Consider the following 25,264-nt stretch of genomic DNA (forward strand, 5'->3'; position numbering starts at 1 on the left):
GTGGGGCCCGTGGACGACCACCGGCTTTCGCGGATCCGGTCAGCGTTCAGGCAGTAGGCTGATGAGCCGTCGGCGACCAGGGGGTGCCGTCGGGCAACGGTGCCGGCGGGGCGGTCACAGCAGCAAGGGGAGCGCAGGCCACGACGGACGTCTTCGGGGTCCCAGCATCTCGACGAGGAGCGTGCGCGCAAGGTGCGCTGGCCTGACCCTCGCATCTCCCTCAATCCGAATTTCCGCAGTGGCGGAACCGTCTCCGAACTCGTTGATGACCGGTGTTCTGCATCCCATGTGCCGCGACTGTTTTCGGGTCAGGGAACACCCGGACGATCCCGGCTCCCGGACTCTGAAAGCGCTGGCTGGACGGCCGCCGGTCCCAGGACGCGGCGAAGCTCCTCGCCGAAACCCGCGCGCTCGGAGAGGCGCTGACCCGCAGGGCGGGCGGCAGGTACCGGACCCGGGACCGTGACCACTTCCTCGCGCCACCCCGCAAGCACGTCCTCAGACCCGACCTGATCCGCTGCCTTCCGGCGCCGACCGGCGCCGACCGGCGGGCGCCGGGCCGCCGCGGTCGTCGACGCCAAGTACAAACGAGGCTTCCACCGCGACGACCCGTACCAGATGCTCGCGTACTGCGTGCGCCTCGATCTCGCAGACGGCCACCTCGTGTACGCGTCCGGTCGTGCCGATGTCGTACGCGTACCGGTGGGCGACGGCGAGGTCGTACTGCACCGTCACGTGCTGGATCTGAACCGGCCCCCGCAGCAGGTGGACCTGAGCATCGACGCCCTGGCGCAAGCCGTACTGGCACGCACGGACATGGAGAGCCCGGGAAGATGTGGGTACAATCGATCCGATGTAGGTACACGCGACGTGCAAGGCAGGGAGCTCATGAGCGCCATCTCCGTCCGCGAGTTCTCCCACAACCCCAGCGCCGTCTTCGCCCGGGTGGAGAAGGGGGAGACCGTCGAGGTGACCCGGCACGGCAACGTCATCGCGATACTGGTTCCGAGCGGCGGGCCGATGGAGCGGTACGCGCACCTGGTGGCCCGGGGAAAGATCAAACTCAAGACGGCGACCGTGGCCGACCTCGCGGACTTCCCCCGGTATGACGTCCCGGACGACGCGCCGGATCCGCTGGAGTCCCTGCTGGCCGAGCGCGAGGAGTACTACCGGTGATCTACATGGACTCCTCCGCGTTGATCACATTGCTGACCGGGAGGGTGAACGCCTCCGCACTCGAATCCTTCCTCGCGAGCTTCCCACCGGCCCCACTGGCCACCTGCACGGTCGGCTTCGTGGAGACGGTGCGGCATCTGGACCGGTCGGGCAGTTTCCCGCGGGCTCTGGCGGATCTCGATGAGCGGGTGACGGAGATCCTCCTCGGCCGCGAGGTCCGTGACCTGGCCACCCGCGTCGATCCCGGTCTGCGCGCGCTGGACGCCCTCCACGTGGCGAGCGCCCTCTCGATGGAGCGGGAGCTGGCGGCATTCGTGACGTACGACCGCAGGATGCTCGACGCGGCGCGCAAAGAAGGGCTGCCCGCCCACGCCCCCGGAATGGCGGAGTGACCTGGCGGCCGACTGTAGAAACCCGACAGCGACTCGCGCACGCCACTGTCGGTGCCCGCTTGCCCCCCGGCGCGGCCGGACCGATAGGTTTTCGAGGGAAGCCGTCTGTCATCCAGGTGTTCGGGCGGTGTGTCAGACCGCTATCGAAAGGGTGATCCGTTGAGCCGCTCGGTTCTCGTCACCGGAGGCAACCGGGGCATCGGCCTCGCCATCGCCCGCGCTTTCGCCGACGCCGGCGACAAGGTCGCGATCACGTACCGCTCGGGGGAGCCGCCGGCCGCCCTGGCGGAGTTGGGCTGCCTCGCCGTCAAGTGCGACATCACCGACCCCGAGCAGGTGGAGCAGGCCTACAAGGAGATCGAGGAGGAGCACGGCCCGGTCGAGGTGCTGATCGCCAACGCGGGCATCACCAAGGACCAGCTCCTGATGCGCATGTCCGAGGAGGACTTCAGCTCGGTCATCGACACCAACCTCACCGGCACGTTCCGCGTCGTCAAGCGCGCCAACCGCGCCATGCTGCGGGCCAAGAAGGGCCGCGTCGTCCTGATCTCCTCCGTCGTCGGCCTGCTCGGCTCGGCGGGGCAGGCGAACTACGCCGCCTCCAAGGCCGCCCTGGTGGGCTTCGCGCGCTCCCTCGCCCGCGAGCTGGGCTCGCGCAACATCACCTTCAACGTCGTCGCGCCCGGCTTCGTCGACACCGACATGACCAAGGCGCTCAGCGACGAGCAGCGCGAGGGCATCGTGTCGCAGGTGCCGCTCGGCCGTTACGCGCAGCCGGAGGAGATCGCCGCGACGGTGCGGTTCCTCGCCTCGGACGACGCCTCGTACATCACTGGAGCCGTCATCCCCGTTGACGGCGGACTGGGAATGGGTCACTGATCACCATGAGCGGAATTCTCGAGGGCAAGCGTGTCCTGATCACCGGTGTGCTGATGGAGTCCTCCATCGCCTTCCACACCGCCAAGCTGGCCCAGGAGCAGGGTGCCGAGATCATCCTGACCGCGTTCCCGCGTCCCACGCTGACCGAGCGCATCGCCAAGAAGCTGCCGAAGCCCGCCAAGGTCATCGAGCTGGACGTCACCAACGACGAGCACCTCGGCCGGCTCGCGGACGTCGTCGGCGAGGAGCTGGGCGGCCTCGACGGCGTCGTGCACTCCATCGGGTTCGCGCCCCAGGACGCGCTCGGCGGCAACTTCCTCAACACGCCGTTCGAGTCCGTGGCCACCGCCATGCACGTCTCGGCGTTCTCCCTGAAGTCGCTGACCATGGCCTGCCTGCCGCTGATGCAGAACGGCGGCTCGGTCGTCGGCCTCACCTTCGACGCCTCCTTCGCCTGGCCGCAGTACGACTGGATGGGCCCGGCCAAGGCCGCCCTGGAGGCGACCAGCCGCTACATGGCGCGTGACCTGGGCAAGCAGAACATCCGCTGCAACCTCGTCTCGGCGGGCCCGATCGGCTCCATGGCCGCCAAGTCCATCCCGGGCTTCGCGGAGCTCGCGTCCGTGTGGGACACCCGCGCGCCCCTGGAGTGGGACCTGAAGGACCCGGAGCCGGCCGGTCGCGGTGTGGTCGCCCTGCTGAGCGACTGGTTCCCGAAGACCACCGGTGAGATCGTCCACGTGGACGGCGGCCTGCACGCCATCGGCGCCTGACCGCTGCCGCCGGGCCCGACCGTGCGGAGGCCCGCACCCCCTGCCGGGGTGCGGGCCTCCGGCGTTGCCGGGACCTCGTGGCGAGGGCACCGGCGTATCACCCGTTCGGCTCACAGGCCGGGCGCCCGGACGGGGGACGGCGCACCCTGGAGAGCGCGTCCACCTCGCGAATGCCCTCCCCAGCACGGCCGAGGAGGTCTTCTCGTGCGCCTGTCCCGCAGCCTGACCTCGGTGACCGTAGCCGTGGCCCTCGTGCTCTCCCTGCCGTACGAGGCGATGCCGCACGCGCGTGCGCGGGGCGGCGAGCCGCCGTTCCCGCAGTTGTTCGGGGCTCAATGCCGTACGACCGTCAGCGGCTCCCAGGTGCTGGCGTACTGCCACAACCCCTATGTCGACACGGACCGCGTGCGACTGCACATCGAGTGCGACCGCTGGTGGGACATCGACACCGACGGCGATCCCGTCGACGCCGGGCCCGCGATGACGGTCCGGCTGTCGGGACGGTGCTGGAAGGAGGTCCGCTCGGTGTGGATCAGCCACCAGAAGGTGAGCTGAGCCGCCCCGGACGGCACAGGAAGGGGTAGCCCGCGGCCTCCGTGGCGGCGGCCTCGGCGTCGCCCGCGCGGATGGCGTCCACGAGCCGGGTGTGGTCCATGCGTGTCCCGGGAGTGAGCTCCGCGCCGACGTCCGCGCGCAGCCAGTCCCGCAGCACCTCGCCCAGGTCCGCGTACATCGCCGTCATGACGTCGTTGTGGGAGGCGGCCACCACGGCCAGGTGGAGGGTCGCGTCGGCCGTCACGAAGGCTTCCGCGTCACCCGACTCCCAGGCCTCCTCGCGCCGCACCAGGAGCGCGTCGAGCTGCTTCAGGTCCTTCTCGGTTCGCCGCTCGGCGGCCAGCCTCGCCGCCGAGGACTCCAGGGTGGAACGCAGTTCGGCGATGTGCCGCGGGTCGGCGCCGGCGAAGCGGCGGTGCATCACGCCCGCCAGCTCGCTCGTGGCCGCGACGTAGGTGCCCGAGCCCTGCCTGATGTCCAGCAGGCCGTTGTGCGCGAGCGCGCGGACGGCCTCGCGGACCGTGTTGCGGGCGACCCCGAGCTGCTCGACCAGCTCGGGCTCCGTGGGGATGCGCGAGCCGACCGGCCACTCGCCCGAGGTGATCTGGTTGCGCAGCTCGGCGATGACCTGCTCGGACAGCGCCGAACGACGGGGGTGGCTCAGGGGCATGGCACACCTTCGCACAGGTGGGTCGGCCGCGGGCGGCCCACAGATGGACAACCAATCATCCTATGATTCTATGATGGTCCGCATGGCGCGCGAGGACATACGCAGGACACGCGAGGAAACCCGTACGACACCCCGCACCCCCACGTCCCCCGGCGGGTCCGGCCCGGCCGCGCGCCCCCCGCGCGCGTGGGCGACGCGTCTGGTCGTCGTCGGCATCGTGCTGTCCGCGCTGAACCTCCGCCCCGCCATCACCAGCCTCGGCGCCCTCCTGGAAGAGGTCCGCGACGACCTCGGGATGAGCGGCGGCATGGCCGGGCTCCTCACCTCCGTCCCCCCGCTGTGCTTCGCCGTCTTCGGCGTCACCGCCCCCCGTCTCGCCCGCCGCTTCGGCCCCTCCGCCGTGGTGTGCGCCGGCATGGCCGCCATCGCCGCGGGCCTGCTGATCCGCCCCTACGCCGGGAGCACCGGTGGATTCCTCGCCGCCAGCGCACTCGCCCTCATGGGCATCGCGGTCAGCAACGTCCTGATGCCGGTCATCGTCAAACGCTGGTTCCCCGACCGCGTCGGCTCCATGACCGGCCTGTACTCGATGGCGCTCGCCGCCGGCACCTCGGCCGCCGCCGCGGCGACCGTGCCCCTCACCGGCACCCTGGGCGGCGGCTGGCGGTCCGGGCTCGCCGTCTGGTCGGCCCTCGCCGCCGTCGCGGTGCTGCCCTGGCTGCCCCTGGTACGGGACCGGGGGCCGGCGCCCGCCGGCCGGGAGCCCGCGCGGCAGGCCCCGCGGGAGCGGCCGGAACCGGCGCTGCGCATCACCCGGAGCCGCACGGCCTGGGCGCTGGCGGTCTTCTTCGGGCTCCAGGCCACCGCCGCCTACATCACGATGGGCTGGATGGCGCAGATCTTCCGGGACGCGGGCGTCGCCGCGGGCACGGCCGGCCTGCTGCTCGCCGTCACCATGGTGATGGGCGTGCCGCTGGCCTTCGTCATCCCGCGCCTGGCCGCCCGGCTGCCGCACCAGGGCCCGATCGTGCTGGCGCTGGGCGCCTGCGGCCTCGCCGGGTACGCCGGCCTGTACTTCGCGCCGGCCGGCGGCGCCTGGGCCTGGGCCCTGCTGCTCGGCGTCTCCAACTGCGCCTTCCCGCTGGCACTGACGATGGTCGGCATGCGGGCCGGGACCGGCGCGGGCGTCGCCCAGCTGTCCGCCTTCGCGCAGAGCACCGGCTACCTGATCTCCATCCCCGGCCCGCTCCTGGTCGGCGTGCTCTACCAGAGCGGCGGCGGCTGGGGCCTGCCGATCGCGCTCATGGCCGGCCTCATGCTGCCGCAGATGGCCGTGGGCGTCCTGGCGGGCCGGGACCGGACGGTGGAGGACGAGGCGGCCCGCTGATCCGCCGGACGGATGACGGGCCGCACCCCGCCGGGCCCGCCGGGGATCCGGGGTGCGACACTGGCGGCATGCCTGTGCTCGACCCGAACCCCCAGAACGGCCAGAAGAAGATGCTGATCGTCTTCGGCTCGTTCTTCGCCATCTTCGTGCTCATCGCGATCATCGCGACCATCGCGTCCCCCTGACCCCGCGCCCCGGCCGCCATGGTGGTGCTGGCCCCCCATCCCCTAGGGGGCCAGGGTCAGGGTCAAGTGGGTGGGTCACCGGATGGGCCGGCGGGCCCGGATTCCGTAGCTTCGAGACGTGGCCGCGACCGGCGGACCACGGACCACTCGAAGACCCGCGGAGGCGAGCATGCCGGCCCGTACGCACACCCGTACCCACCCGGCGACCACGGGCGGCGTCGACATCCGGCTGCCCTGGTGGGCCCTCGCCCTGCCCGCGCTCGCCTTCGTCTCCCTGTTGATGCTGATACTCAACCCGTCGGACGCCCAGGCCGCCACCGGTGACCCGGCTCTCACCCATCTCTTCGAACGGGTACAGGAGTTGGTCACCCGCTAGGCCGTCGCGAGGCCACCGGGAGGCCACCGCCAGGTCCGGCCGGCCGGCGGCGGGACGCCCCGCATCGGTGAATCCGCATGTCAACTCCCTGCGCCTCATGGCCTGTTTCATGCGAAGCTGGGTGCCATGAGCGTCGCAGAACCCCGCAGGATCGTCCTCTTCCGGCATGCGAAAGCCGACTGGCCACAGGTGAACGACCACGAGCGGCCACTCGCCGAGCGGGGCCGCATGGACGCCGCGGTCGCCGGTCGCAAGCTGGCCGACACCGGCATCCACCTCGACCTGGCCCTGTGCTCCACCGCCGTCCGGACCCGCGAGACCTGGAAGCTGGCCGTCCACGAGCTCCCGGAGCGGCCGAAAACCATCTATGAGGAGCGGGTCTACGAGGCCTCACCCGGCGAGCTGATCGCCGTGCTGAACGAAGTCGGCGACGACACGCAGAACGCGATCATGATCGGTCACAACCCGGGTATCCACGGACTCGCCGACATCCTGGCCGCCTCCGCCGAGGACGGCGCCCGTGAACGGATGAACCGCCGCGGCTTCCCCGCCGCCGCGTTCGCCGTGCTGACCTTCACCGGCTCCTGGAAGAGCCTGGAACCGGGCACGGCCACGCTTGTGGACTACTGGGCTCCCTCCGAGTGACACCCCGCCCGTGACCGCCGCCGCATGACGGCACGCGCGGGAGGGCCCGGCACCCGGACGGATGCTGTTGATGCATCCCGGACGATGCCGGGCCCTCCCGCGTACGCGGCATGACCGGGGCGGTGCGGGGCGGCTCAGCCCTCGTCGTGCGTGTCCGCCGCCTCGACCTCTTCGCGGGTGATGCCCAGCAGGTACAGGACCGTGTCCAGGAAGGGCACGTTCACCGCGGTGTGCGCGGCCTCGCGGACGACCGGCTTGGCGTTGAAGGCCACGCCCAGCCCCGCCGAGTTCAGCATGTCCAGGTCGTTGGCGCCGTCCCCGATCGCCACCGTCTGGGACAGCGGGACCCCGGCCTCCGCGGCGAACCGGCGCAGCAGCCGGGCCTTGCCCGCCCGGTCGACGATCTCGCCGGTGACCCGGCCCGTCAGCTTCCCGTCGACGATCTCCAGCGTGTTGGCCTGGGCGAAGTCCAGCCCGAGCCGCTCCTTCAGATCGTCGGTGACCTGCGTGAAGCCACCCGAGACGACACCGACCTGGTAGCCGAGCCGCTTCAGCGTCCGGATCAGGGTGCGGGCCCCCGGAGTCAGCCGCACCTCGCTCCGCACCTTCTGCACCACCGAGGCGTCCAGGCCCTCCAGCAGGGCCACGCGCGCGTGCAGCGACTGCTCGAAGTCCAGCTCCCCGCGCATCGCGGCCGCCGTCACCTCGGCGACCTTGTCCTCGCAGCCGGCGTGCGCGGCGAAGAGTTCGATCACCTCGTCCTGGATCAGCGTGGAGTCCACGTCCATCACCACCAGGCGCTGCGCGCGCCGGTGCAGCCCCGCCGACACCACCGCGACGTCCACGCCGAGCGCCGCCGCGTCGGTGACCAGGGCGGTGCGCAGCGGCTCGGTCGCCACGCCGGACACCGCGAACTCCACCGCCGTCACCGGATATTTGGCGAGCCGGAAGATACGGTCGATGTTGCCGCCGGCCTTGGCGATCCGAGCCGCGATCGCGGCGGTCGCCTCGGCGGTGAGCGGGTGCCCGAGGACGGTCACCAGGGAGCGTCCGAGACCACGCGGACGGTTGTCGCCCCGACCGGAGATGATCTCCGCCTGCATCTTCATCGACTCGGCCCAGCTGTGCACGGTGGCCCGCAGGTCACCCTCCAGCGCGGGGGGCGGCTGCGTCACGAGCGCGCACAGCACCAGGCGGCCACGCGTGACGACCTGCTCGATGTCTACGACGTCGACGGAGAAGGCGGCGAGGGTGTCGAAGAGGCCGGCCGTGATGCCGGGCCTGTCCTTGCCGAAGATCTTGACGAGGAGGGTGGGGACCCCGGAGGTCAGTGAGGCGGAGGTCTGCGAAGCGCTCATGGTGCCTCCACCGTATCCGGCACCCAGTGCCCCCCGCCCGCCTGGTCCGACCATCGGACAGGGAACAGTGAGTGTCGCTCCGGTTGCCGGCTCCCGACGGGCGGGCCACGGCCGGTGCGCGGAGGCCGGGCCCCGAGCCTGCGGCCGCTCCCGCCTCCGGCGCACCCGAGTGCGCGGCCCGTCGCCTCACCGACCGTCCCGTTTCCCCGGGGGACGCGGCGGGCGGGACGGCGGTGGCGGCGGTGGCGGAGGCGGAGGCTGACCGAACGGCCGGGCCACGGTCGGTGCGCCGTGCACGTCGCCGGAGGCCGACGGCTCCCCGGGACCGTGCGCACCCGGGGCGTCCCGCGGGTCCCGCAACTCCTCCGGGACCCGCAGATAGGGATTGGTGGCCGGGTTCGGCGGACGGTACGGCGTGCCGGGGGCGTAGGGCCCCGACGGGCCGGTCCGGCCCGAAGAGCCGGAACGTCCCGCATGCCCGGCGGGCCCGGACCCGGAGCCGGCCCCGGAACCCGCGACGGCCTCGGTACCCGCGACGGCCTCGGTACCCGTACCGTCCCCGAAGCCCGTACCGTCCCCGTGACCCGCACCCCCACGCGCCGCGTCACCCGGTGCCGGCACCGTCGCCCCCCGACCCGTCGCCCCGCGGCCCGTCGCCCCGGACACCAGGGCCAGCAGGGCTCCCGCGGCCCCCGTGCCCGCGCCCCACGCGGCCCCGAGGAGCAGAGCCGTGCCCAGACGGCCGTGCAGTTCGACGCCCGCCCCGAACGCGTCGAAGCCCAGCACGGACAGCGAGGCGTCCACGGAGACGTCGGCCAGCCAGGCCAGCAGCGGCAGCGTCAGCGCGGTGGCGACGCCCAGCCGCACCGCACACCGCGCCACGAAACCGGTCGCGCCGTATCCGGTCGCGCCGGACCCGGCCGTACCGGATACGGCCGACCCGGGAGTCCGCACCGCCGTCAGCACCCCCGCCAGCAGCATCATCGACGCCGCCGCGACCCCCAGCAGCCACACCCGCCCGTCCAGGCCGGCGAGACTCCCCAGCGTCACCGGCCGGCCGGATCCGGGACCGAGGAGCCGGTCCAGCGGGTCGGGCAGCAGTCCCACCAGCGCGCCCGTCGCCTTGCCGTCCCACGGCACGAACAGGCCGATCGGCACGCCGAGCCACACCCCGTTCGGCGCGCCGAGGAGCGCCGCGCCCGCGATCCGCGCCGGGTGGTCGTCGCCGATCGCCGCGTACCCGGCCGCGGCGAGGCCCGCCGCCACGGCCACGAGGAGCACGGTGACGAGTGCCGAGGCCGCGGGCCGTACCACCCGGTGCACCGCCTCCCAGCCGCTCGGCAGCGGGGTGCGGCGCGAGGCGAGCAGCGCGATCAGCAGGACTCCGGCGCACCAGCCGAGGCCGCCGAGCACCGTGGGCGCGGTGTCCACGGTGAAGCCGACCGCCGCCTTGGCGTGGATCAGGTCGCCGATCCGGTCGGGGAGCAGCCCGCCGATGTCCCCGAGGCCGCCGAGACCGGGGATGCCGACCCCGCCGCCGGCCCCACCACCATCACCGCCGCTGCCCGCGCCCGGCGGACCGCCGAGCCCGAGCGAGCCGCCGTCGATGGTGATGACGTCGTGCCCCGCCCAGGCCAGACCGCCCAGCACCGCCACGAACAGCGCCGCCACCGCGCCCGCGCGCGCGAGGAGTTCGGCGGGGGTGATGACACCGTGGGCCGCGCGCAGGGACCGCAGGAAGAACCACGACAGCAGCAGGGCACCGACCAGGCTCACTCCGAGTGGCGTGATCTCTATGGCGGTGTGCGCCTGCGCGCCCTTGAGGCCGAACGCCGACACGTCGCCGGAGGGGGAGACCGAACCACCGGCCCCCAGCGCCACGACGGCCGCGGTCATCGGGCCCAGTGAGCCCGCCGTGTCCGCCCCCAGGAGGTGCAGCCCGAGCGCGGCCGTACCCGCCATCCCGGTCAATGCCCAGCTGACGGCGGCGATCGCCGACAGCAGGATGTCGCCCCACGGCAGCCTCGTGCCGTGTCGCGCGGTCCCGAATCCCGCGGCAGCGCTCATGGCAGACCCCCCGATCCGCGGCGCGGCCGGCGGCCGCGCGTGTCCCCCTCGCGGGGGATTACCACTCTCCGGCCCGGTTTCAACCCCGTCAACGGGATGAGTTGAAGCGTTCACGGGCGCTCTTCGCAAGGCCCGACTTTCGGTCAGAGGGCGGAGCCTGGAATAGTTCCCCACGATGTTCGACATCCCTAGACTCCCTGCGACGGGGGTAACTCGGGGGACAACTCAGTGGGGCGTGGAGTGCCGGAACTCGTACTGGAATCAAACGGACGGACCTGGACGCTCGATGCGTCCCGGACCTACACACTCGGACGCGATCCGCAGGGGGACATCGTGTTCGACGACGCCAGGGTCTCCTGGCGGCACGCCACGGTCAGCCACAACGGCCGCAGTTGGGTGATCGAGGACCACGGCAGCACCAACGGCACGTTCGTGCAGGGCCGGCGGATCCCGCATCCCACGGAGATCGGCCCCGGCTCGGCGGTGCACCTCGGCAACGCGACCGACGGACCGCGCCTGAGCCTCTCCGGCGCCGCGGCGGCCGCGCAGCCCCAGCAGCCGTACGCCGCCCAGGGCGCGGGCCCGGGCTGGGTCCAGCAGGCCCCGCCGCAGCAGGCGCCCCAGCCGCACGTCGCGCAGGCCGGCTGGCAGCAGCCGCAGCAGGCCGCGCCGGTTCCGCACCGGATTCCGCAGCAGCAGAGCGGCTCGGCCGACGGTCACGCGCAGCAGGTGCCCGGTGGTGGCGCGGGGGCGCCGCCGGTCTACGGCGACCGCAGCCCGACCACGTTCCACCAGTTCTCCCTGGGCCGCGTGATGCGCATCGGCCGTGCCCTGGAGAACGACCTGGTCGTCTCCGACCTCCAGGTCTCCCGCAACCACGCGGAGTTCCACGCCACGCCCGACGGCCGCTTCGAGATCCGCGACCTGGGCTCGCACAACGGCACGTACGTCAACGGCCAGCCCATTGCCAAGGGCGGCACGCAGCTGCTCGGCCCGACCGACATCGTCGGCGTCGGCCACTCCACGTTCCGCATCGTCGGCGACCGGCTCGAGGAGTTCGTCGACACCGGTGAGGTCTCCTTCTCGGCCCGCCACCTGACCGTCACGGTCGACGGCGGCAAGCAGATCCTCAAGGACGTCTCCTTCGGTGTCCCGGAGAAGTCCCTGATCGCGGTCATCGGCCCGTCCGGCTCCGGCAAGTCCACCCTGCTGAAGGCGCTCACCGGCTACCGGCCCGCCAATGAGGGCGAGGTCCTGTACGACAACCGCGACCTGTACAAGCAGTTCGCCGAGCTGCGCCAGCGCATCGGTCTGGTCCCGCAGGACGACATCCTGCACAAGGAGCTAAGCGTCAAGAAGGCCCTCAAGTACGCGGCCAAGCTGCGCTTCCCGGCCGACACCACGGCCGCCGAGCGCGACGCCCGCATCGACGAGGTGCTGCGCGAGCTCAAGCTGGACATCCACAAGGACAAGAAGGTCACCTCCCTGTCCGGAGGCCAGCGCAAGCGCGTCTCGGTGGCCCTGGAACTGCTCACCAAGCCGTCCCTGATCTTCCTGGACGAGCCGACCTCCGGCCTCGACCCAGGCATGGACCGCGATGTGATGCAGCTGCTGCGCGGCCTCGCCGACGACGGCCGTACGGTCCTCGTCGTCACGCACTCGGTGGCCGAGCTGGCGCTGTGCGACAAGCTGCTGGTGATGGCGCCGGGCGGCGCGGTGGCCTACTTCGGCCCGCCCGAGGAGGCGCTGAACTTCTTCGGCTACGACACCTGGGCCGACGTCTTCTCCGCCTTCGAGAACTACCGCGACTACGACTGGGCGGGGCGCTGGAAGGGCTCGCAGCACTACCAGATGTACGCCGCGGACATCGACGCCGTCGCCCCGCAGTCCGTACACATGCCTCCGCCGCAGGCGATGAAGCCGCCCAAGCCGCAGGGCTGGGGCTCGCAGCTGATGACCCTGATCCGGCGGTACGTGGCGGTCATCGCCTCCGACAAGGGCTTCCTGGCGCTGACGGTGATCCTGCCCGCGGTGCTCGGGGCGGTCAGCCTGCTGATCGACTCGGACCGGGGCCTGCTGGTCAATCCGGTGAACCCGAGGACACACGTGCCCGTCCCGAACGGCACGGCGACCACGGTCCTGCTGATCCTCGCCGTGGGCGCCTGCTTCGCGGGGGCGGCGAACTCCGTGCGTGAGCTGATCAAGGAACGGGTCATCTACGAGCGGGAGCGGGCGACCGGCCTGTCCCGGTCGGCGTACCTGATGTCCAAGGTGGTCGTGCTGGGCGCGGTCACCGTGCTGCAGGGCCTGATGGTCGGCCTGATCGGCTTCTCCAGCCGGGAGATTCCCGACCGGGGCCTCGTCCTGGGCGGCTCCACGCTGTTCGAGCTGTGCCTGCCGGTCATGGCGCTCGGCTTCACCTCGATGATGTTCGGTCTGGTCATCTCCTCGCTGGTGAAGACCGCCGAGAAGACCATGCCGCTGCTGGTCATGTTCGCGATCATCCAGGTCGTGTTCACCGGCTGCCTGTTCACCCTGCACGGCACGCTCGGCGTCAACGAGTTCTCGTACCTGATGCCGTCGCGCTGGGCGGTGGCCGCCGCCGGCACCACGCTGGACTTCAACAACATCGCCCCCAACGCCGACGACCCGGCCAACACGGACCCGCTGTGGGACCACCAGGCCTCCGCCTGGGGCATGGACATGGCCGCGCTGATCGCCCTCGGCGTGCTCTGCGGCTTCCTCGTGGCCCGCTTCCTGCGCCGCCACGAGCCCGAGGTCATGCGCAAGTAACCGCGCCCGGCCCGTACGACGACGAAGGGCGGCACCCCGCGACGGGGTGCCGCCCTTCCGGCTGTTGCGTGCTGGAGAGGTCCGCGCCGACCTCAGTACGCGCTGTTGACGTTGTCCATCGAGCCGTACCGGTGGGCGGCATAGTTGCAGGCGGCCGTGATGTTGGCGACCGGGTCGTAGATGTTCCACGAGGTGCCGGGCACGTGGTACGTGTTGAAGGTCGGCTGGATGACCTGGAGCAGGCCCTTCGACGGGATGCCGTTGATGGCGTTGATGTCCCAGTTGTTGATGGCGCGGGGGTTGCCGGAGGACTCCCGCATGATGTTGCGGTGCAGGCCGCTGTAGCTGCCCGGGATGCCCTTGGCCTTCATGATGTCCAGGGACTGCCGGATCCAGCCGTCCAGGTTGTTGGCGTAGGTCTTCGCGGCGGCCGGCTTGACGGCGGCACGCGCGGCGGACCTGTTCGCGGCCGCCTGCACGGTGCGTGCTTCGGCGGCGCGCTGCTGGGCGGCCTTCTTGGCGGCGGCAGCGGCGGCGGCCTTCTTCGCGGCGGCCTGCTTCGCGGCCGCGTCCAGCGCGGTCTTCTTCGCCTTGATGGTCTCGACCTTCACGGTCTCGGCGGCGAGCTGGTCGGTGACGGTGCCCTTGACGTCCTGGATCCGCTCGGAGCTGTAGGCGACCCGGGGCGCGGACTGCGGGGCGCCCGTGGTGACCGTGTGGGCACTGCTCGGCACCGCGGAGAAGGCGATGGCGGCGGCACCGAGGGTGGAGACGCCGGCGACAGCGATCTTGCGGTGCTTGGTCAGGGCCGGACTGAGACGACGGATGTGGAAGTTCTGGGGCATGGGTGATGGACCTCTTCGAATCGCGCGGAGGTCGCTCTCGGGCTTGCGGGGGAATCGGTTCCTTTTCCCGCACGAACGCCGCGGGGCGAAACCCACGGCGCTGAGCGACGAACGCAATTCTTAGCGGCCGCAAAACGGACAGGCAAAGGTGTGACGTACGACCCTGGATAGTGGATCGGGTAGGGCAAAACAGGACAGACTTGAACGTCTGCCCCGTTCATGGACGTACTCTTTATCTTCTATGTCCGTTCGTACGTGATGTGCGTCCTATGTGCGGGCTCACATTGGCCTCAGGGTTTCCTCACCATCAGTTGCTGAAGCAATCCTCTGTGTGAGGGCCCTCCTCCGGGAGGATGAGGTGCACGTCGCCGAACTCGTGCCACAGGTAGCGCCCCCGCAGCGCCTCCGCGTAACCGCGGTCGACCGCCGCCCGCCCCGCCACCGCCTCCAGCATCAGCAGATGCGAGGCCTGCGGTTCGTGCAGCCCGGTCAGCAGCCCCTCGACGACCCGCACCCCGCGCGCGGGAGTGACCACCAGATCGGTCCACCCCCGTGCCGCCCGCACCGTCCCGTCCGGACCGGCCGCCGACTCCACGGCCCGCACGGCCGTCGTCCCGACCGCGATGACCCGCCCGTCGCCGCCCCGCACGGCATTGATCAGACGCGCCGACGCCTCCGGCACCGCGAACCGCTCCGGATACGGCGGCTCGTGCGCCTCCGCGGACGCCACCCCCGTGTGCAGCGTGATCGGCGCGAACCGCACCCCCCGGCTCACCAGCTCCGTCACCAGCCGCGCCGTGAAGGGCCGCGCGGCACTCGGCATCTCCGCGCTGCCCGCCCCGTCACCGGACGGCAGCGCGAACACCGTCTGGTAGGCGGACAGCGGCTGGTCCCGCTCCGTGTAGGAGTACCGGATGGGCCGCCCGTGCTCCCGCAGCACCCGGAGGACCTCCGCACCGTCCGGCCGGGCCCACCACAGCCGATCGCCGCGCCCGCTCAGCGGCTCCTGAAGCACCAGCCGCGCCCCGCCCGGCAGCCCCACCTCGGTACCCGCGGACCCGCCCGGCCGTGGGCGCGTGGTGCCGCGCCCGTCGGGACTGCGCAGCTCGACCGCCCACCGTCCGTCGTCCCCCCGGGTGGAGAAGTGCACCACCACGCGCGCGTGCCCGATCCGCCCGTCCACCGCGGCGGCCAGCGTGGGCGAGGTGTTCACCACCAGCAGGTCCCCGGCCCGCAGCAGCCGCGGCAGCTCCGCGAACCCGTGGTGCCTCACCTCGGTGCCACGCGAGACCAGCAGCCGCACGGCATCCCGGTCGAGGCCGGGCCCCCGCTGCTCGGCCGGTACCCGCGCCGACAGTTCCTCCGGAACCTCCACCGCGGTCGTCATCGCCCCTCCACCAGAGCCGGCGCCGCGTACCGCCCGCTCGCCGGCCGCTCGTCCAGCAGCCGCAGGAAGGCCGGCACGACACCGGCCGGCGCCGGACGCGGATCGCTGTCCCCCGGTACGGCCGCCGCGTACAGGTCCGTGGCCATGTCCCCGGGGTCGACCGCCCACACCCGCAGCCCGGCCTCCTCCGCGCCGAGCACCGCCACCAGCTGGTCGAGAGCCGCCTTCGACGCCCCGTAGCCGCCCCACGTCCCGTACGCCTCCACGGCCGCGTCCGAACTGACCGCGATCACCGTGCCCGCCGCCGACTTCCGCAGCAGCGGCAGCGCCTCCTGGACCAGCCCCAGCGCGGCGACCACGTTCACCTCCAGAGCACGCCGCAGCCCCTCCAGCGGCAGTCCCTCCAGCCGGACGAGCGGTTCGGCGCCCAGCGCGCTCGCATTGCTCACCAGCAGGTCCACACCGCCCAGTCCGGCCGCGGCGGCCACCAGCTCGGCCCGGTGCCCGGCCTCGGTGACGTCCCCCGCCAGCGCCTCCACCCGCGTGCCGTACCCGGCCAGGGCCTGCGCCGCCGCACCGAGCGCCCCGGCACCGCGGGCGTCCAGCACCAGGTCCCAGCCCCGCGCGGCCAGCGCCTCGGCGAGCGCCCGCCCCAGCCCCTTCGAGGCCCCCGTGATGATCCCTACCGGCATGACAACCGTCCCCTCGTTCCCGTCCGCCTCCGTCGGCGGTGACCCCACCGTAGGAACGGCACGGTCCCGGCCGCCTCGGACGCGGGCCCCGGTGCGAGGGGTCCCTTCGCCCTACGCCGCCGGCCCGGGACCCGCGTCCTAGGCCGCCGGCCTACGCCGCCGGACCTAGACCCACCGGCCCCGCCGATGCCTCCGTCGGTCCCATCCGCGCTGTCGCACCCCGCCGGTACCGTGAGGTCATGAGTCACGGCCCCAGGTCCGGCCTCGCCGCGGTGAGCTCCGCGCTGCTGGCCATGAGCAGGCACCTCGAGGTGCGCGACGTCCTCAAGACGATCGTCGCCTCGGCCCGCGAGCTGCTCGACGCGCAGTACGCCGCCCTCGGAGTCCCGGACGACCACGGCGGCTTCGCCCAGTTCGTCGTCGACGGCGTCAGCGACGCCCAGTGGAAGGCCATCGGGCCGCTCCCGCGCCGGCACGGCATCCTCGCCGCGATGCTGGACGAGGCCCGCCCCGAGCGCCTCGCCGACGTGCGCACCGACCCGCGCTTCGAGGGCTGGCCCTCCGCGCACCCCGAGATGTCCGACTTCCTGGGCCTGCCCGTCAAGGACGGCGAGGAGGTCATCGGCGCGCTGTTCCTGGCGAACAAGAACTGCCCGAAACCCGCGGGCGGTTGCGGCTTCACCCAAGAGGACGAGGAACTGCTCGCCATCCTCGCCCAGCACGCCGCGATCGCCCTCACCAACGCCCGTCTCTACGAGCGCAGCCGCGAACTGACCATCGCCGAGGAACGCTCGCGCCTCGCGCACGAGCTCCACGACGCGGTCAGCCAGAAGCTGTTCTCCCTGCGTCTGACCGCCCAGGCGGCGGCCGCACTCGTCGACCGCGATCCGGGCCGCGCCAAGGGCGAGCTGCACCAGGTGGCGGCGCTCGCCGCCGAGGCCGCCGACGAACTGCGCGCCGCCGTCGTGGAGCTGCGTCCCGCGGCCCTCGACGAGGACGGCCTGGTCGCCACCCTGCGCACCCAGACACAGGTCCTCGACCGCGCCCACAGCGCACGCGTGACGTTCGCCGCCCGCGGGTTCCGCGCCCTGCCCGCGGCCCAGGAGGAGGCCATGCTGCGCGTCGCCCAGGAAGCCCTGCACAACGCCCTGCGGCACTCCGGGGCCGAGCACGTCGAGGTGACCGTGGACCGGCGCGGCCGCGGAGCCGTCCTGCGCGTCACCGACGACGGCCGCGGCTTCGACCCGCAGTCCGTGCGCCGCGCGGGGCGCCACCTCGGCCTGGTCTCCATGCGGGACCGGGCGAGCGGCGTCGGCGGGGTACTCACCGTGGAATCGGCGCCCGGCAAGGGCACCGCGATCGAGATGGAGGTGCCCGGTGGCTGAGGCGATCAGGGTGCTGCTCGTCGACGACCACCAGGTCGTCCGCCGGGGACTGCGCACCTTCCTGGAGGTCCAGGACGACATCGAGGTGGTGGGCGAGGCGGCCGACGGCGCCCAGGGAGTCGACCGCGCCGAGGAACTGCGGCCCGACGTGGTCCTGATGGACGTCAAGATGCCGGGCATGGACGGCATCGACGCGCTGCGCAGGCTCCGCGAACTCGACAACCCCGCACGCGTGCTGATCGTCACCAGCTTCACCGAACAGCGCACGGTGGTCCCGGCCCTGCGCGCGGGCGCCGCCGGCTACGTGTACAAGGACGTCGACCCCGACGCGCTCGCCGGAGCCATCCGCTCCGTCCACGCCGGCCACATCCTGCTCCAGCCCGAGGTCGCCGACGCCCTGCTGTCCCAGGAGCAGGCCAACTCGGGCCAGGGCAGGGGCGGCTCGCTCACCGAACGGGAGCGCGAGGTGCTCGGCCTGATAGCCGACGGCCGCTCCAACCGTGAGATCGCCCGTGCCCTGGTCCTCTCCGAGAAGACCGTCAAGACCCACGTCTCGAACATCCTGATGAAACTCGACCTGGCGGACCGTACGCAGGCGGCGTTGTGGGCGGTACGTCATGGTGTGACGGGCTGAGATTCATACCATCGCGGGAATGTCACTCCGGTGGCGCACCCTCCGGCGATCTCCGGCGTTCTCCAGTGCGTCCGCGGCAACTGCCGCGGAGCTCACTCAGGAGGGGACGAAGAAGTGAAGAACCTGAAGAAGGCAGCGGCCGTGACGATGGTGGCCGGGGGCCTGATCGCCGCCGGTGCCGGAATGGCCTCCGCCACCACCGGCGGCGCGACGGCGGGCGGCGGGGCCGAGCGCTCGGCGGGTGTCGTCTCGGGCAACGTCGTCCAGGTCCCGGCGCACGTTCCGGTGAACGCGGTGGGCAACAGCGTGAACGTCATCGGCGTGCTGAACCCGGCCTTCGGCAACCTGGGCCTCAACCACTGAGTCCCGACCGACCAGGACCCAGGCCCCCCGCGTGCACCGGGGGGCCTGCCAGAGCGGACGAGGCCGTTCAGGCCGAAGCGGGGGCCTGGGGACGGCGGTCCCCAGCGGCACCCACACCGACTCGGCCAACCGGACAAGGCCCGCTCAGCGAGCCCCCCGCTCCCGCTCCTCCACCACGGAGTTGTACGCCGCGACCTGCGCGCGCCGAGCCGTCCGCTCGACCGGCCGCAGCGCCTCCGCCCGCGCCGCCATCTCAGCGGAGCTGACCGCACCCCCGTGTCCGTTGTCGTACGCCAGCGAGACCAGCAAGCCCACCCGCTGAGCCAGCTCCAGCACCCGCACCGCCCTGGGCGGATACCCCGGCGCCAGCACCTGGCGCCCCCGCTCCGCGCGGGCCCGGTACGCGTCGATGGCCGCCTCCGCCACCGGGCCCGACCCGGCCACGTCCAGCCGCGACAGCACCCCGGTCGCCTCCCGCAGGGCCTCCGCCAGCTCCCGCTCGGCCTCGCCCAGCGACGGCACATCGGCCGGCGGAGCCTCCCGCACGGGAAGCACGTGCCACTCCACCTCGACATGCACATCACCGGACGGCCCGGCCTCGTACACCTCCGGCACCAGCCCGAGCGCGGCACCGTGACCGATCACCGCCTCCTCCGAGTCCAGAGCCCGCGCGTTGAACTCCGGCGGCCCGCTCAGCCCCAGCGGATGACCGGGCCGGGGCAGTGCCACCCGCAGCCCGGTCACCCCCAGCGCCCGCAGCCGCCCCAGCGCGAGCGTGAGACCGACCGGCACCGACTCGCCCGGCAACCCCTCCACCCGGTGGACGGCGTCCTCCCCGACGATGGCGAGCACCGCGTCGTCCGGTGAGACAAGCCCGGCAAGGAGGGCATTTCCCCAGGCGGCAAGCCGTCCTGAACGTGGTTCCGAGAGCATGCCACCACCCTAAGGACCGGACCGATGGAATGGAGCGCCGCACTCGTGGCGTAGATTTCATAAGGGCTGCGCCCACCGGCGCGGCGGACCGAGCCACAGGCGTACGCGACAGCCGAGACCGGCACACTGCAAGGGGAGACAACGCGCTCATGAGCGATGTTCTGGAGCTTCAGGACGTATCCGTGGTCCGCGAGGACCGGGCTCTGGTGGACCAGGTCTCCTGGTCGGTCAAGGAGGGCGAGCGCTGGGTCATCCTCGGCCCCAACGGCGCCGGCAAGACCACCCTCCTGAACGTCGCCTCCAGCTACCTCTTCCCCAGCAAGGGCACCGCCACCATCCTCGGCGAGACCCTCGGCAAGCCCGGCACCGACGTCTTCGAACTGCGCCCCCGCATCGGCATGGCCGGCATCGCCATGGCCGAGAAGCTCCCCAAGCGCCAGACCGTCCTGCAGACCGTGCTGACCGCCGCGTACGGCATGACGGCCGGCTGGCAGGAGGAGTACGACGAGATCGACGAGCGGCGCGCCCGCGCCTTCCTCGACCGCCTCGGCATGAGCGACTACCTCGACCGCCGCTTCGGCACCCTCTCCGAGGGCGAGCGCAAGCGGACCCTCATCGCCCGCGCCCTGATGACCGACCCCGAACTGCTGCTCCTCGACGAGCCCGCCGCAGGCCTCGACCTCGGCGGCCGCGAGGACCTGGTCCGCCGCCTCGGCCGCCTCGCCCGCGACCCCATCGCCCCTTCCATGATCATGGTGACCCACCATGTCGAGGAAATCGCCCCCGGCTTCACCCACGTCCTCATGATCCGTCAGGGCAAGGTCCTCGCCGCGGGCCCGCTGGAGCTCGAGCTCACCTCCCGCAACCTCTCCCTCTGCTTCGGACTCCCCCTCGTCGTCGAGCAGGTCGGCGACCGCTGGACCGCCCACGGACTGCCCCTGTCCTGACCCCGGTGCGCCCTGTCCGTGACAGACCGGCGGCCCTACCATGACCATGTGAACGACATCGACGCATGGGTGTGGTGGCTCGTCGGCGCGGCAGCGCTCGGAATCCCTCTCGTCGTCACGGCCATGCCCGAGTTCGGCATGCTCGCGGTGGGCGCCGTCGCGGCCGCGGTCGTCGCCGGCCTCGGCCTCGGGGTCGTGATCCAGGTCCTCACCTTCGTCATCGTCTCGGTCGCCCTCATCGCCGTAGTCCGGCCCATCGCGGCCCGGCACGGCAGCCAACTCCCCCAACTCGTCACGGGCATCGACGCGTTGAAGGGGAGGCAAGCCGTCGTCCTGGAACGCGTCGACGGCTCCGGCGGCCGGATCAAGCTCGCCGGAGAGGTGTGGTCCGCGCGCTCCCTGCACTCCGAACGCGCCTACGAGGTGGGCCAGGAGGTGGACGTCGTGGACATCGAGGGAGCCACCGCGATTGTCATCTGACCTCGCAGGACTCAACTGGACCGAACACCTCACGAGTTGCGCGACGGTCTGTCAGACTCGACCAGCAAGATCTTCAACAGCCATGGGATCTTCCAAGGCGCCGAGGCGGAGAAGGGTACGGGGAAACGATGGAACCGGTCATCATCGTCCTGATCATTCTGGTGGTGTTGGTCTTCATCGCCCTGATCAAGACCATCCAGGTCATTCCACAGGCCAGCGCCGCCATCGTCGAGCGCTTCGGCCGTTACACACGGACACTGAACGCGGGCCTCAACATCGTCGTCCCGTTCATCGACACCATCCGCAACCGCATCGACCTGCGTGAACAGGTCGTGCCCTTCCCGCCGCAGCCGGTGATCACCCAGGACAACCTGGTCGTGAACATCGACACCGTCATCTACTACCAGGTGACCGACGCCCGCGCGGCCACCTACGAGGTCGCCAGCTACATCCAGGCCATCGAGCAGCTCACCGTCACCACCCTGCGCAACATCATCGGCGGCATGGACCTCGAACGGACCCTGACCTCCCGCGAGGAGATCAACGCGGCCTTGCGCGGCGTCCTCGACGAGGCCACCGGCAAGTGGGGCATCCGCGTCAACCGGGTCGAGCTCAAGGCCATCGAACCGCCCACCTCCATCCAGGACTCGATGGAGAAGCAGATGCGCGCCGACCGTGACAAGCGCGCCGCGATCCTCACCGCCGAAGGTACGCGCCAGGCCGCCATCCTCACCGCCGAGGGCGAGAAGCAGTCCCAGATCCTGCGCGCCGAGGGCGAGGCCAAGGCCGCGGCCCTGCGCGCCGAGGGCGAGGCGCAGGCCGTCCGCACGGTCTTCGAGGCGATCCACGCCGGAGACCCCGACCAGAAGCTCCTCTCCTACCAGTACCTCCAGATGCTCCCGAAGATCGCCGAGGGCGACGCCAACAAGCTCTGGATCGTCCCCAGCGAAATCGGCGACGCCCTCAAGGGACTGTCCGGCGCGATGGGCAACTTCAACCCGATGGGCGGCGGTTCGAGCGGCGGCAACGGCTCCGGCAACGTCCCGGACCAGCGCCGCGAGAAGCCGTCGATCGACTGACTCGCCGCGTACGCTGAGTGGGGCCCGCCTTCGTGGAGAAGGCGGGCCCCACTCACGTACCACCGTGACGGCCCTAGGCAGCGGCCGCGACGTGCGCCAGCCACTCGGGCAACGCCCCCAGGTCCTCCTGTCCCAGAGCCAGCAGCATCGCATCGGCGGGGGTCGGCTCGAACGGTGCCCGTAGCAGCGTCATACCCGCCTCCTCCGGTGTCCGGTTGGCCTTGCGGTGATTGTCCTCCGCGCACGCGGCGACCGTGTTCAGCCACGTGTCCTGCCCGCCCTGCGCCCGCGGCACCACGTGGTCCACGGTCGTCGCCCGGCGGCCGCAGTACGCGCACCGGTGCCGGTCCCGGACCAGCACACCCCGCCTCGACCACGGTGCTTGTCTTCGGAACGGCACCCGTACGTACCTGCACAGCCGGATCACCCGGGGCACGGGTATGTCCACATCGGCGCCCCGCATGCGCAGTTCGGGGTGGGCCTGCTCGACGACGGCCTTGGCCTGGAGAACCAGCACGACGGCTCGGTTCGAAGTCACCGTCGACAGCGGCTCGAAGCTCGCGTTCAGCACCAGCGTGTCACGCATCCAGCCCACCTCCCATGTGCACCGGCCCACCCCCCGGCGGGCTTGGATCAACTCTGGACGGGCGCGCCGAGATGGACAACGCAATAAAAAATGCCCGCCTCTGATCACTTCCAAGACCAGAGGCGGGCAAACGTTCCATGAACGCTGGGCTCAGTCAGCCTTTCTGAGGGTGCTCGTACTCACCGATGAGCTGGGCCCGCGCGATCGTGTGGAACCGCAGGTTGAAACCGACCACGGCGGGCGAGGCGTCGGCATCCGGACCGAGCTTCGCCTGGTCCACCGCGTACACGGTGAAGACGTAGCGGTGCGGTCCGTCCCCGGGCGGCGGCGCGGCACCGCCGAAGTCCTTCGTCCCGTAGTCGTTCCGCGCGTGCACGGCCCCCTCGGGCAGCCCCTGGAACGTGCCGCCGCCCGCACCCGCCGGCAACTCGGTCACCGAGGCCGGGATGTCGAACACGACCCAGTGCCAGAACCCGCTGCCCGTAGGGGCGTCGGGGTCGTAGCAGGTCACGGCGAAGCTCTTGGTTTCGGGCGGGAAGCCCTCCCACCGCAGCTGCGGTGAGGTGTTGCCGGCCGCGTGGACCTGAGCGTCCTTGAGCGTCGCGCCCTCCTGGACGTCCTCGCTCGTCACCGTGAACGACGGCACGGGCGGGTGGAAGTCATGGGGGAGCGGCCGCCGCTTGAGCTCGGTCACCTCGGTACCTCCTGAACGGTTCTGGAGTCAGTGGCTTTCGAGCCTAGGGCCCTAGAACCAGTTGCGCTTGCTCCCGACCTCGGACAGCCACTGGTTGAGGTAGCCGGCCCAGTCGGTCCCGTGGTAGTCGTGCAGTCCCACCTGGAAGGACCGGTAGGTGTCGCTGCCCTCGCTGAACAGCCCCGGCTTCTTGTCCATCTCCAGCACCACGTCCATGGCGTGCTCGTCGGCCACGAAGCTCAGCTCGACCTGGTGCAGACCCCGGTACTGCGACGGCGGGTAGAACTCGACCTCCTGGTAGAACGGCAGCTGCTGGCGCGTGCCCCGGATGTGACCGCGCTCCATGTCCGCGTTCTTGAAGCGGAAGCCCAGCTGGATGAAGGCGTCCAGGATCGCCTTCTGCGCCGGCAGCGGGTGCACGTTGATCGGGTCGAGGTCACCCGAGTCCACCGCGCGCGCGATCTCCAGCTCGGTCCGCACACCGATGTGCATCCCGCGCAGCGCCTGCCCGTCGATCATCGTGATCGGCGTCTCCCACGGGATCTCCAGCCCGAACGGCACCGCGTGCACGGCCCCGGCCTGCAGCTCGAAGGCCCCGCCGAGCCGGAGCTTGGTGAACTCGATGTTCTGCTTGTACTCCTCGTCGCCGCTCTCCACCTCGACCTGCGCCTGCAGGCCGACGGACAGACCCTCGATGTTCTGGTTCACGGACCCGCCCTGGATCCGCACCTCGCCCTGGACGACACCACCGGGCACCACGTTGACCTCGGCCAGCTCCGTCTCGACCGAAGCCCCGCCGGCCCCGAGGCTCGCGAGCAGCTTCTTGAACGCCATGACTCTCCCTTTGCGTACGGATCCTTGATCCCTAGAAACGCGATCGACGCACGACCGGTTCCGCGCCCTCACCCTGGCAAGCGGACAGAACCTTGACCAGTCCTTGGGATCCACCCGTCTGGACTACGCTCGGACGCCATGATCGCGCCCTCGGACCGTACGCCCCTGCCCAGGAAGTTCTTCGACCGGCCCGTCCTCGAGGTCGCACCCGGCCTGCTCGGCCGCGTCCTCGTCCGCACGACGCCGGACGGCCCGATCGCGGTGCGCATCACGGAGGTCGAGGCGTACGACGGCATGAACGACCCCGGCTCCCACGCCTATCGCGGCCGCACCCCCCGCAACGACGTGATGTTCGGTCCGCCCGGACACGTGTACGTCTACTTCACCTACGGCATGTGGTTCTGCATGAACCTGGTGTGCGGCCCCGAGGGCACCGCGAGCGCGGTCCTGCTGCGGGCCGGCGAGATCATCGAAGGCGCGGAGCTGGCTCGCAAGCGTCGACTCTCGGCCCGCAACGACAGGGAACTCGCCAAAGGCCCCGCCCGCCTCGCCACGGCCCTGGGCGTGGACCGCGCCCTCGACGGCACGGACGCCTGCGCCACCGGGCAGACGCTCCTGCGGATCGTGACCGGCACCCCTGCCCCCTACGACCAGGTACGGAACGGTCCGCGTACCGGAGTGGCCGGCGACGGGGGCAACGGGGACATCCACCCCTGGCGCTTCTGGATCGCGGACGACCCGACCGTGAGTCCCTACCGCGCCCACGTGCCACGCCGCCGTCGAAGTTGACTCGCGTGGGGAAGGTGCGTAATGTGGCCCAAGCCGCTGAACCGGGTACGGCGTTCGCCAGCAGCCGGAGCGGCCAAACCACTACCTATGTCTCCCCCCTCTGTCGGGGACGACTTCGACGTGTCCGCACGCCCGAATTCGAACCCGCGGAACTTGATTATGAGTTCGCGAGGGAATCGGCTAACGTAGTGAATGTCGAAAGGCCGACGAGCGAAAGCGAGAAGGTCTCCGGCACACCCGCCGACCGGGAATCGGACGCCGAAAGGATCTGATAGAGTCGGAAACGCAAGACCGAAGGGAAGCGCCCGGAGGAAAGCCGCGAGAGAGTCTCTCGGGTGAGTACAAAGGAAGCGACCGTTC

The 25,264-nt window shown here is 71.5% G+C and carries 28 protein-coding genes; 17 read left to right on the top strand and 11 right to left on the bottom strand.

Translation table 11 applies throughout. From position 1 onward, the window contains the following. Positions 1-498: 498 nt before the first annotated feature. A complete protein-coding gene (locus ABZX30_RS18560) occupies positions 499-795 on the bottom strand; it encodes a hypothetical protein (RefSeq protein WP_355934691.1) in 297 nt (98 codons plus the stop codon). 93 nt (positions 796-888) lie between these two features. On the opposite strand from ABZX30_RS18560, the gene ABZX30_RS18565 reads away from it, so the two are divergent. The 5 genes from ABZX30_RS18565 (at position 889) to ABZX30_RS18585 (ending at position 3,775) form a co-directional block, all read left to right on the top strand. Beyond that, the gene (locus ABZX30_RS18565) at positions 889-1,176 is read left to right on the top strand and encodes a type II toxin-antitoxin system Phd/YefM family antitoxin (protein WP_355934693.1); all 288 of its coding nucleotides are present in this window, start codon (positions 889-891) and stop codon (positions 1,174-1,176) included. Positions 1,177-1,181: 5 nt separating this feature from the next. Then, positions 1,182-1,568, top strand: coding sequence for a type II toxin-antitoxin system VapC family toxin (locus ABZX30_RS18570; protein ID WP_355934746.1), 387 nt, complete (start codon positions 1,182-1,184; stop codon positions 1,566-1,568). Between the two features lie 159 nt (positions 1,569-1,727). Further along, the gene (gene fabG / locus ABZX30_RS18575; RefSeq protein WP_355934695.1) at positions 1,728-2,447 is read left to right on the top strand and encodes a 3-oxoacyl-[acyl-carrier-protein] reductase; all 720 of its coding nucleotides are present in this window, start codon (positions 1,728-1,730) and stop codon (positions 2,445-2,447) included. A 5-nt stretch (positions 2,448-2,452) separates the two neighbouring features. Next, positions 2,453-3,220 carry an enoyl-ACP reductase FabI gene (gene fabI, locus ABZX30_RS18580; RefSeq protein WP_355934697.1) on the top strand — a complete coding sequence of 256 codons (768 nt, stop codon included), beginning with the start codon at positions 2,453-2,455 and terminating at the stop codon, positions 3,218-3,220. A gap of 204 nt (positions 3,221-3,424) precedes the next feature. Next, the gene (locus ABZX30_RS18585; RefSeq protein ID WP_355934699.1) at positions 3,425-3,775 is read left to right on the top strand and encodes a hypothetical protein; all 351 of its coding nucleotides are present in this window, start codon (positions 3,425-3,427) and stop codon (positions 3,773-3,775) included. Here the strand turns inward: ABZX30_RS18585 and ABZX30_RS18590 are convergent. Beyond that, positions 3,753-4,445, bottom strand: a complete 693-nt coding sequence (locus ABZX30_RS18590; protein ID WP_355934701.1) for a FadR/GntR family transcriptional regulator — start codon at positions 4,443-4,445, stop codon at positions 3,753-3,755. The two genes, ABZX30_RS18585 and ABZX30_RS18590, sit on opposite strands and share 23 nt — an antisense overlap. A gap of 70 nt (positions 4,446-4,515) precedes the next feature. Between ABZX30_RS18590 and ABZX30_RS18595 the strand changes: the two genes are divergently transcribed. The 4 genes from ABZX30_RS18595 to ABZX30_RS18610 all read left to right on the top strand — a co-directional run bounded on the left by ABZX30_RS18595 (position 4,516) and on the right by ABZX30_RS18610 (position 7,038). Next, the gene (locus ABZX30_RS18595) at positions 4,516-5,832 is read left to right on the top strand and encodes an MFS transporter (RefSeq protein WP_355934703.1); all 1,317 of its coding nucleotides are present in this window, start codon (positions 4,516-4,518) and stop codon (positions 5,830-5,832) included. A gap of 68 nt (positions 5,833-5,900) precedes the next feature. Then, positions 5,901-6,017, top strand: a complete 117-nt coding sequence (locus ABZX30_RS18600; RefSeq protein ID WP_355934705.1) for an SGM_5486 family transporter-associated protein — start codon at positions 5,901-5,903, stop codon at positions 6,015-6,017. Between the two features lie 169 nt (positions 6,018-6,186). Next, the gene (locus ABZX30_RS18605; RefSeq protein ID WP_355934707.1) at positions 6,187-6,393 is read left to right on the top strand and encodes a hypothetical protein; all 207 of its coding nucleotides are present in this window, start codon (positions 6,187-6,189) and stop codon (positions 6,391-6,393) included. A 126-nt stretch (positions 6,394-6,519) separates the two neighbouring features. Next, on the top strand, positions 6,520-7,038 hold the full coding sequence (locus ABZX30_RS18610) for a histidine phosphatase family protein (RefSeq protein WP_355934709.1): 519 nt from the start codon (positions 6,520-6,522) through the stop codon (positions 7,036-7,038). 134 nt (positions 7,039-7,172) lie between these two features. Here ABZX30_RS18610 and serB read toward each other — a convergent pair whose 3' ends face one another. Continuing rightward, on the bottom strand, positions 7,173-8,396 hold the full coding sequence (serB, locus tag ABZX30_RS18615; RefSeq protein WP_355934711.1) for a phosphoserine phosphatase SerB: 1,224 nt from the start codon (positions 8,394-8,396) through the stop codon (positions 7,173-7,175). A 186-nt stretch (positions 8,397-8,582) separates the two neighbouring features. Beyond that, entirely contained in the window at positions 8,583-10,463 is a 1,881-nt protein-coding gene (locus ABZX30_RS18620) for a streptophobe family protein (RefSeq protein ID WP_355934713.1), read from the bottom strand. A gap of 240 nt (positions 10,464-10,703) precedes the next feature. Here ABZX30_RS18620 and ABZX30_RS18625 point away from each other — a divergent pair, with 240 nt between their 5' ends. Next, on the top strand, positions 10,704-13,256 hold the full coding sequence (locus ABZX30_RS18625; protein ID WP_355934715.1) for an FHA domain-containing protein: 2,553 nt from the start codon (positions 10,704-10,706) through the stop codon (positions 13,254-13,256). Positions 13,257-13,348: 92 nt separating this feature from the next. Here ABZX30_RS18625 and ABZX30_RS18630 read toward each other — a convergent pair whose 3' ends face one another. The 3 genes from ABZX30_RS18630 to ABZX30_RS18640 all read right to left on the bottom strand — a co-directional run bounded on the left by ABZX30_RS18630 (position 13,349) and on the right by ABZX30_RS18640 (position 16,180). Then, positions 13,349-14,101: a transglycosylase SLT domain-containing protein gene (locus ABZX30_RS18630; RefSeq protein WP_355934717.1), complete on the bottom strand. Its 753-nt coding sequence runs from the start codon at positions 14,099-14,101 to the stop codon at positions 13,349-13,351. Positions 14,102-14,408: 307 nt separating this feature from the next. Continuing rightward, a complete protein-coding gene (locus ABZX30_RS18635; protein ID WP_355934719.1) occupies positions 14,409-15,488 on the bottom strand; it encodes an S-adenosylmethionine:tRNA ribosyltransferase-isomerase in 1,080 nt (359 codons plus the stop codon). Next, complete coding sequence (locus ABZX30_RS18640; protein WP_355934721.1) at positions 15,485-16,180, bottom strand: SDR family NAD(P)-dependent oxidoreductase; 696 nt, start codon at positions 16,178-16,180, stop codon at positions 15,485-15,487. The genes ABZX30_RS18635 and ABZX30_RS18640 overlap by 4 nt, the downstream gene beginning before the upstream one ends. Positions 16,181-16,419: 239 nt before the next feature. Between ABZX30_RS18640 and ABZX30_RS18645 the strand changes: the two genes are divergently transcribed. From ABZX30_RS18645 to ABZX30_RS18655, 3 genes are all read left to right on the top strand, one after another. Beyond that, positions 16,420-17,565 (top strand): GAF domain-containing sensor histidine kinase, encoded by a 1,146-nt coding sequence (locus ABZX30_RS18645; protein WP_355934723.1) that lies wholly within the window; start codon positions 16,420-16,422, stop codon positions 17,563-17,565. Continuing rightward, entirely contained in the window at positions 17,558-18,199 is a 642-nt protein-coding gene (locus ABZX30_RS18650) for a response regulator transcription factor (RefSeq protein WP_355934725.1), read from the top strand. Before ABZX30_RS18645 ends, ABZX30_RS18650 begins: the two co-directional genes overlap by 8 nt. 114 nt (positions 18,200-18,313) lie before the next feature. After that, positions 18,314-18,562 carry a chaplin gene (locus ABZX30_RS18655; protein WP_355934727.1) on the top strand — a complete coding sequence of 83 codons (249 nt, stop codon included), beginning with the start codon at positions 18,314-18,316 and terminating at the stop codon, positions 18,560-18,562. 144 nt (positions 18,563-18,706) lie between these two features. Here the strand turns inward: ABZX30_RS18655 and ABZX30_RS18660 are convergent, their stop codons facing one another. Next, positions 18,707-19,495: a hypothetical protein gene (locus ABZX30_RS18660; protein ID WP_355934729.1), complete on the bottom strand. Its 789-nt coding sequence runs from the start codon at positions 19,493-19,495 to the stop codon at positions 18,707-18,709. Between the two features lie 149 nt (positions 19,496-19,644). Here ABZX30_RS18660 and ABZX30_RS18665 point away from each other — a divergent pair, with 149 nt between their 5' ends. From ABZX30_RS18665 to ABZX30_RS18675, 3 genes are all read left to right on the top strand, one after another. Beyond that, entirely contained in the window at positions 19,645-20,442 is a 798-nt protein-coding gene (locus ABZX30_RS18665) for an ABC transporter ATP-binding protein (RefSeq protein ID WP_355934731.1), read from the top strand. Positions 20,443-20,490: 48 nt separating this feature from the next. Continuing rightward, entirely contained in the window at positions 20,491-20,922 is a 432-nt protein-coding gene (locus ABZX30_RS18670) for an NfeD family protein (RefSeq protein WP_355934733.1), read from the top strand. A gap of 128 nt (positions 20,923-21,050) precedes the next feature. After that, the gene (locus tag ABZX30_RS18675) at positions 21,051-22,001 is read left to right on the top strand and encodes an SPFH domain-containing protein (RefSeq protein ID WP_355934735.1); all 951 of its coding nucleotides are present in this window, start codon (positions 21,051-21,053) and stop codon (positions 21,999-22,001) included. A 73-nt stretch (positions 22,002-22,074) separates the two neighbouring features. Here ABZX30_RS18675 and ABZX30_RS18680 read toward each other — a convergent pair whose 3' ends face one another. The 3 genes from ABZX30_RS18680 to ABZX30_RS18690 form a co-directional block, all read right to left on the bottom strand. Further along, complete coding sequence (locus ABZX30_RS18680; RefSeq protein ID WP_355934737.1) at positions 22,075-22,587, bottom strand: HNH endonuclease; 513 nt, start codon at positions 22,585-22,587, stop codon at positions 22,075-22,077. Between the two features lie 154 nt (positions 22,588-22,741). Then, on the bottom strand, positions 22,742-23,281 hold the full coding sequence (locus ABZX30_RS18685) for a YbhB/YbcL family Raf kinase inhibitor-like protein (protein WP_355934739.1): 540 nt from the start codon (positions 23,279-23,281) through the stop codon (positions 22,742-22,744). Positions 23,282-23,332: 51 nt separating this feature from the next. Further along, positions 23,333-24,115: a sporulation protein gene (locus tag ABZX30_RS18690; protein WP_355934741.1), complete on the bottom strand. Its 783-nt coding sequence runs from the start codon at positions 24,113-24,115 to the stop codon at positions 23,333-23,335. 138 nt (positions 24,116-24,253) lie between these two features. On the opposite strand from ABZX30_RS18690, the gene ABZX30_RS18695 reads away from it, so the two are divergent. Next, complete coding sequence (locus tag ABZX30_RS18695; RefSeq protein WP_355934743.1) at positions 24,254-24,904, top strand: DNA-3-methyladenine glycosylase; 651 nt, start codon at positions 24,254-24,256, stop codon at positions 24,902-24,904. Positions 24,905-25,264 lie beyond the last annotated feature (360 nt).

Source organism: Streptomyces sp. NPDC004542, from assembly GCF_040610035.1.
Taxonomy (GTDB): Bacteria; Actinomycetota; Actinomycetes; order Streptomycetales; family Streptomycetaceae; genus Streptomyces.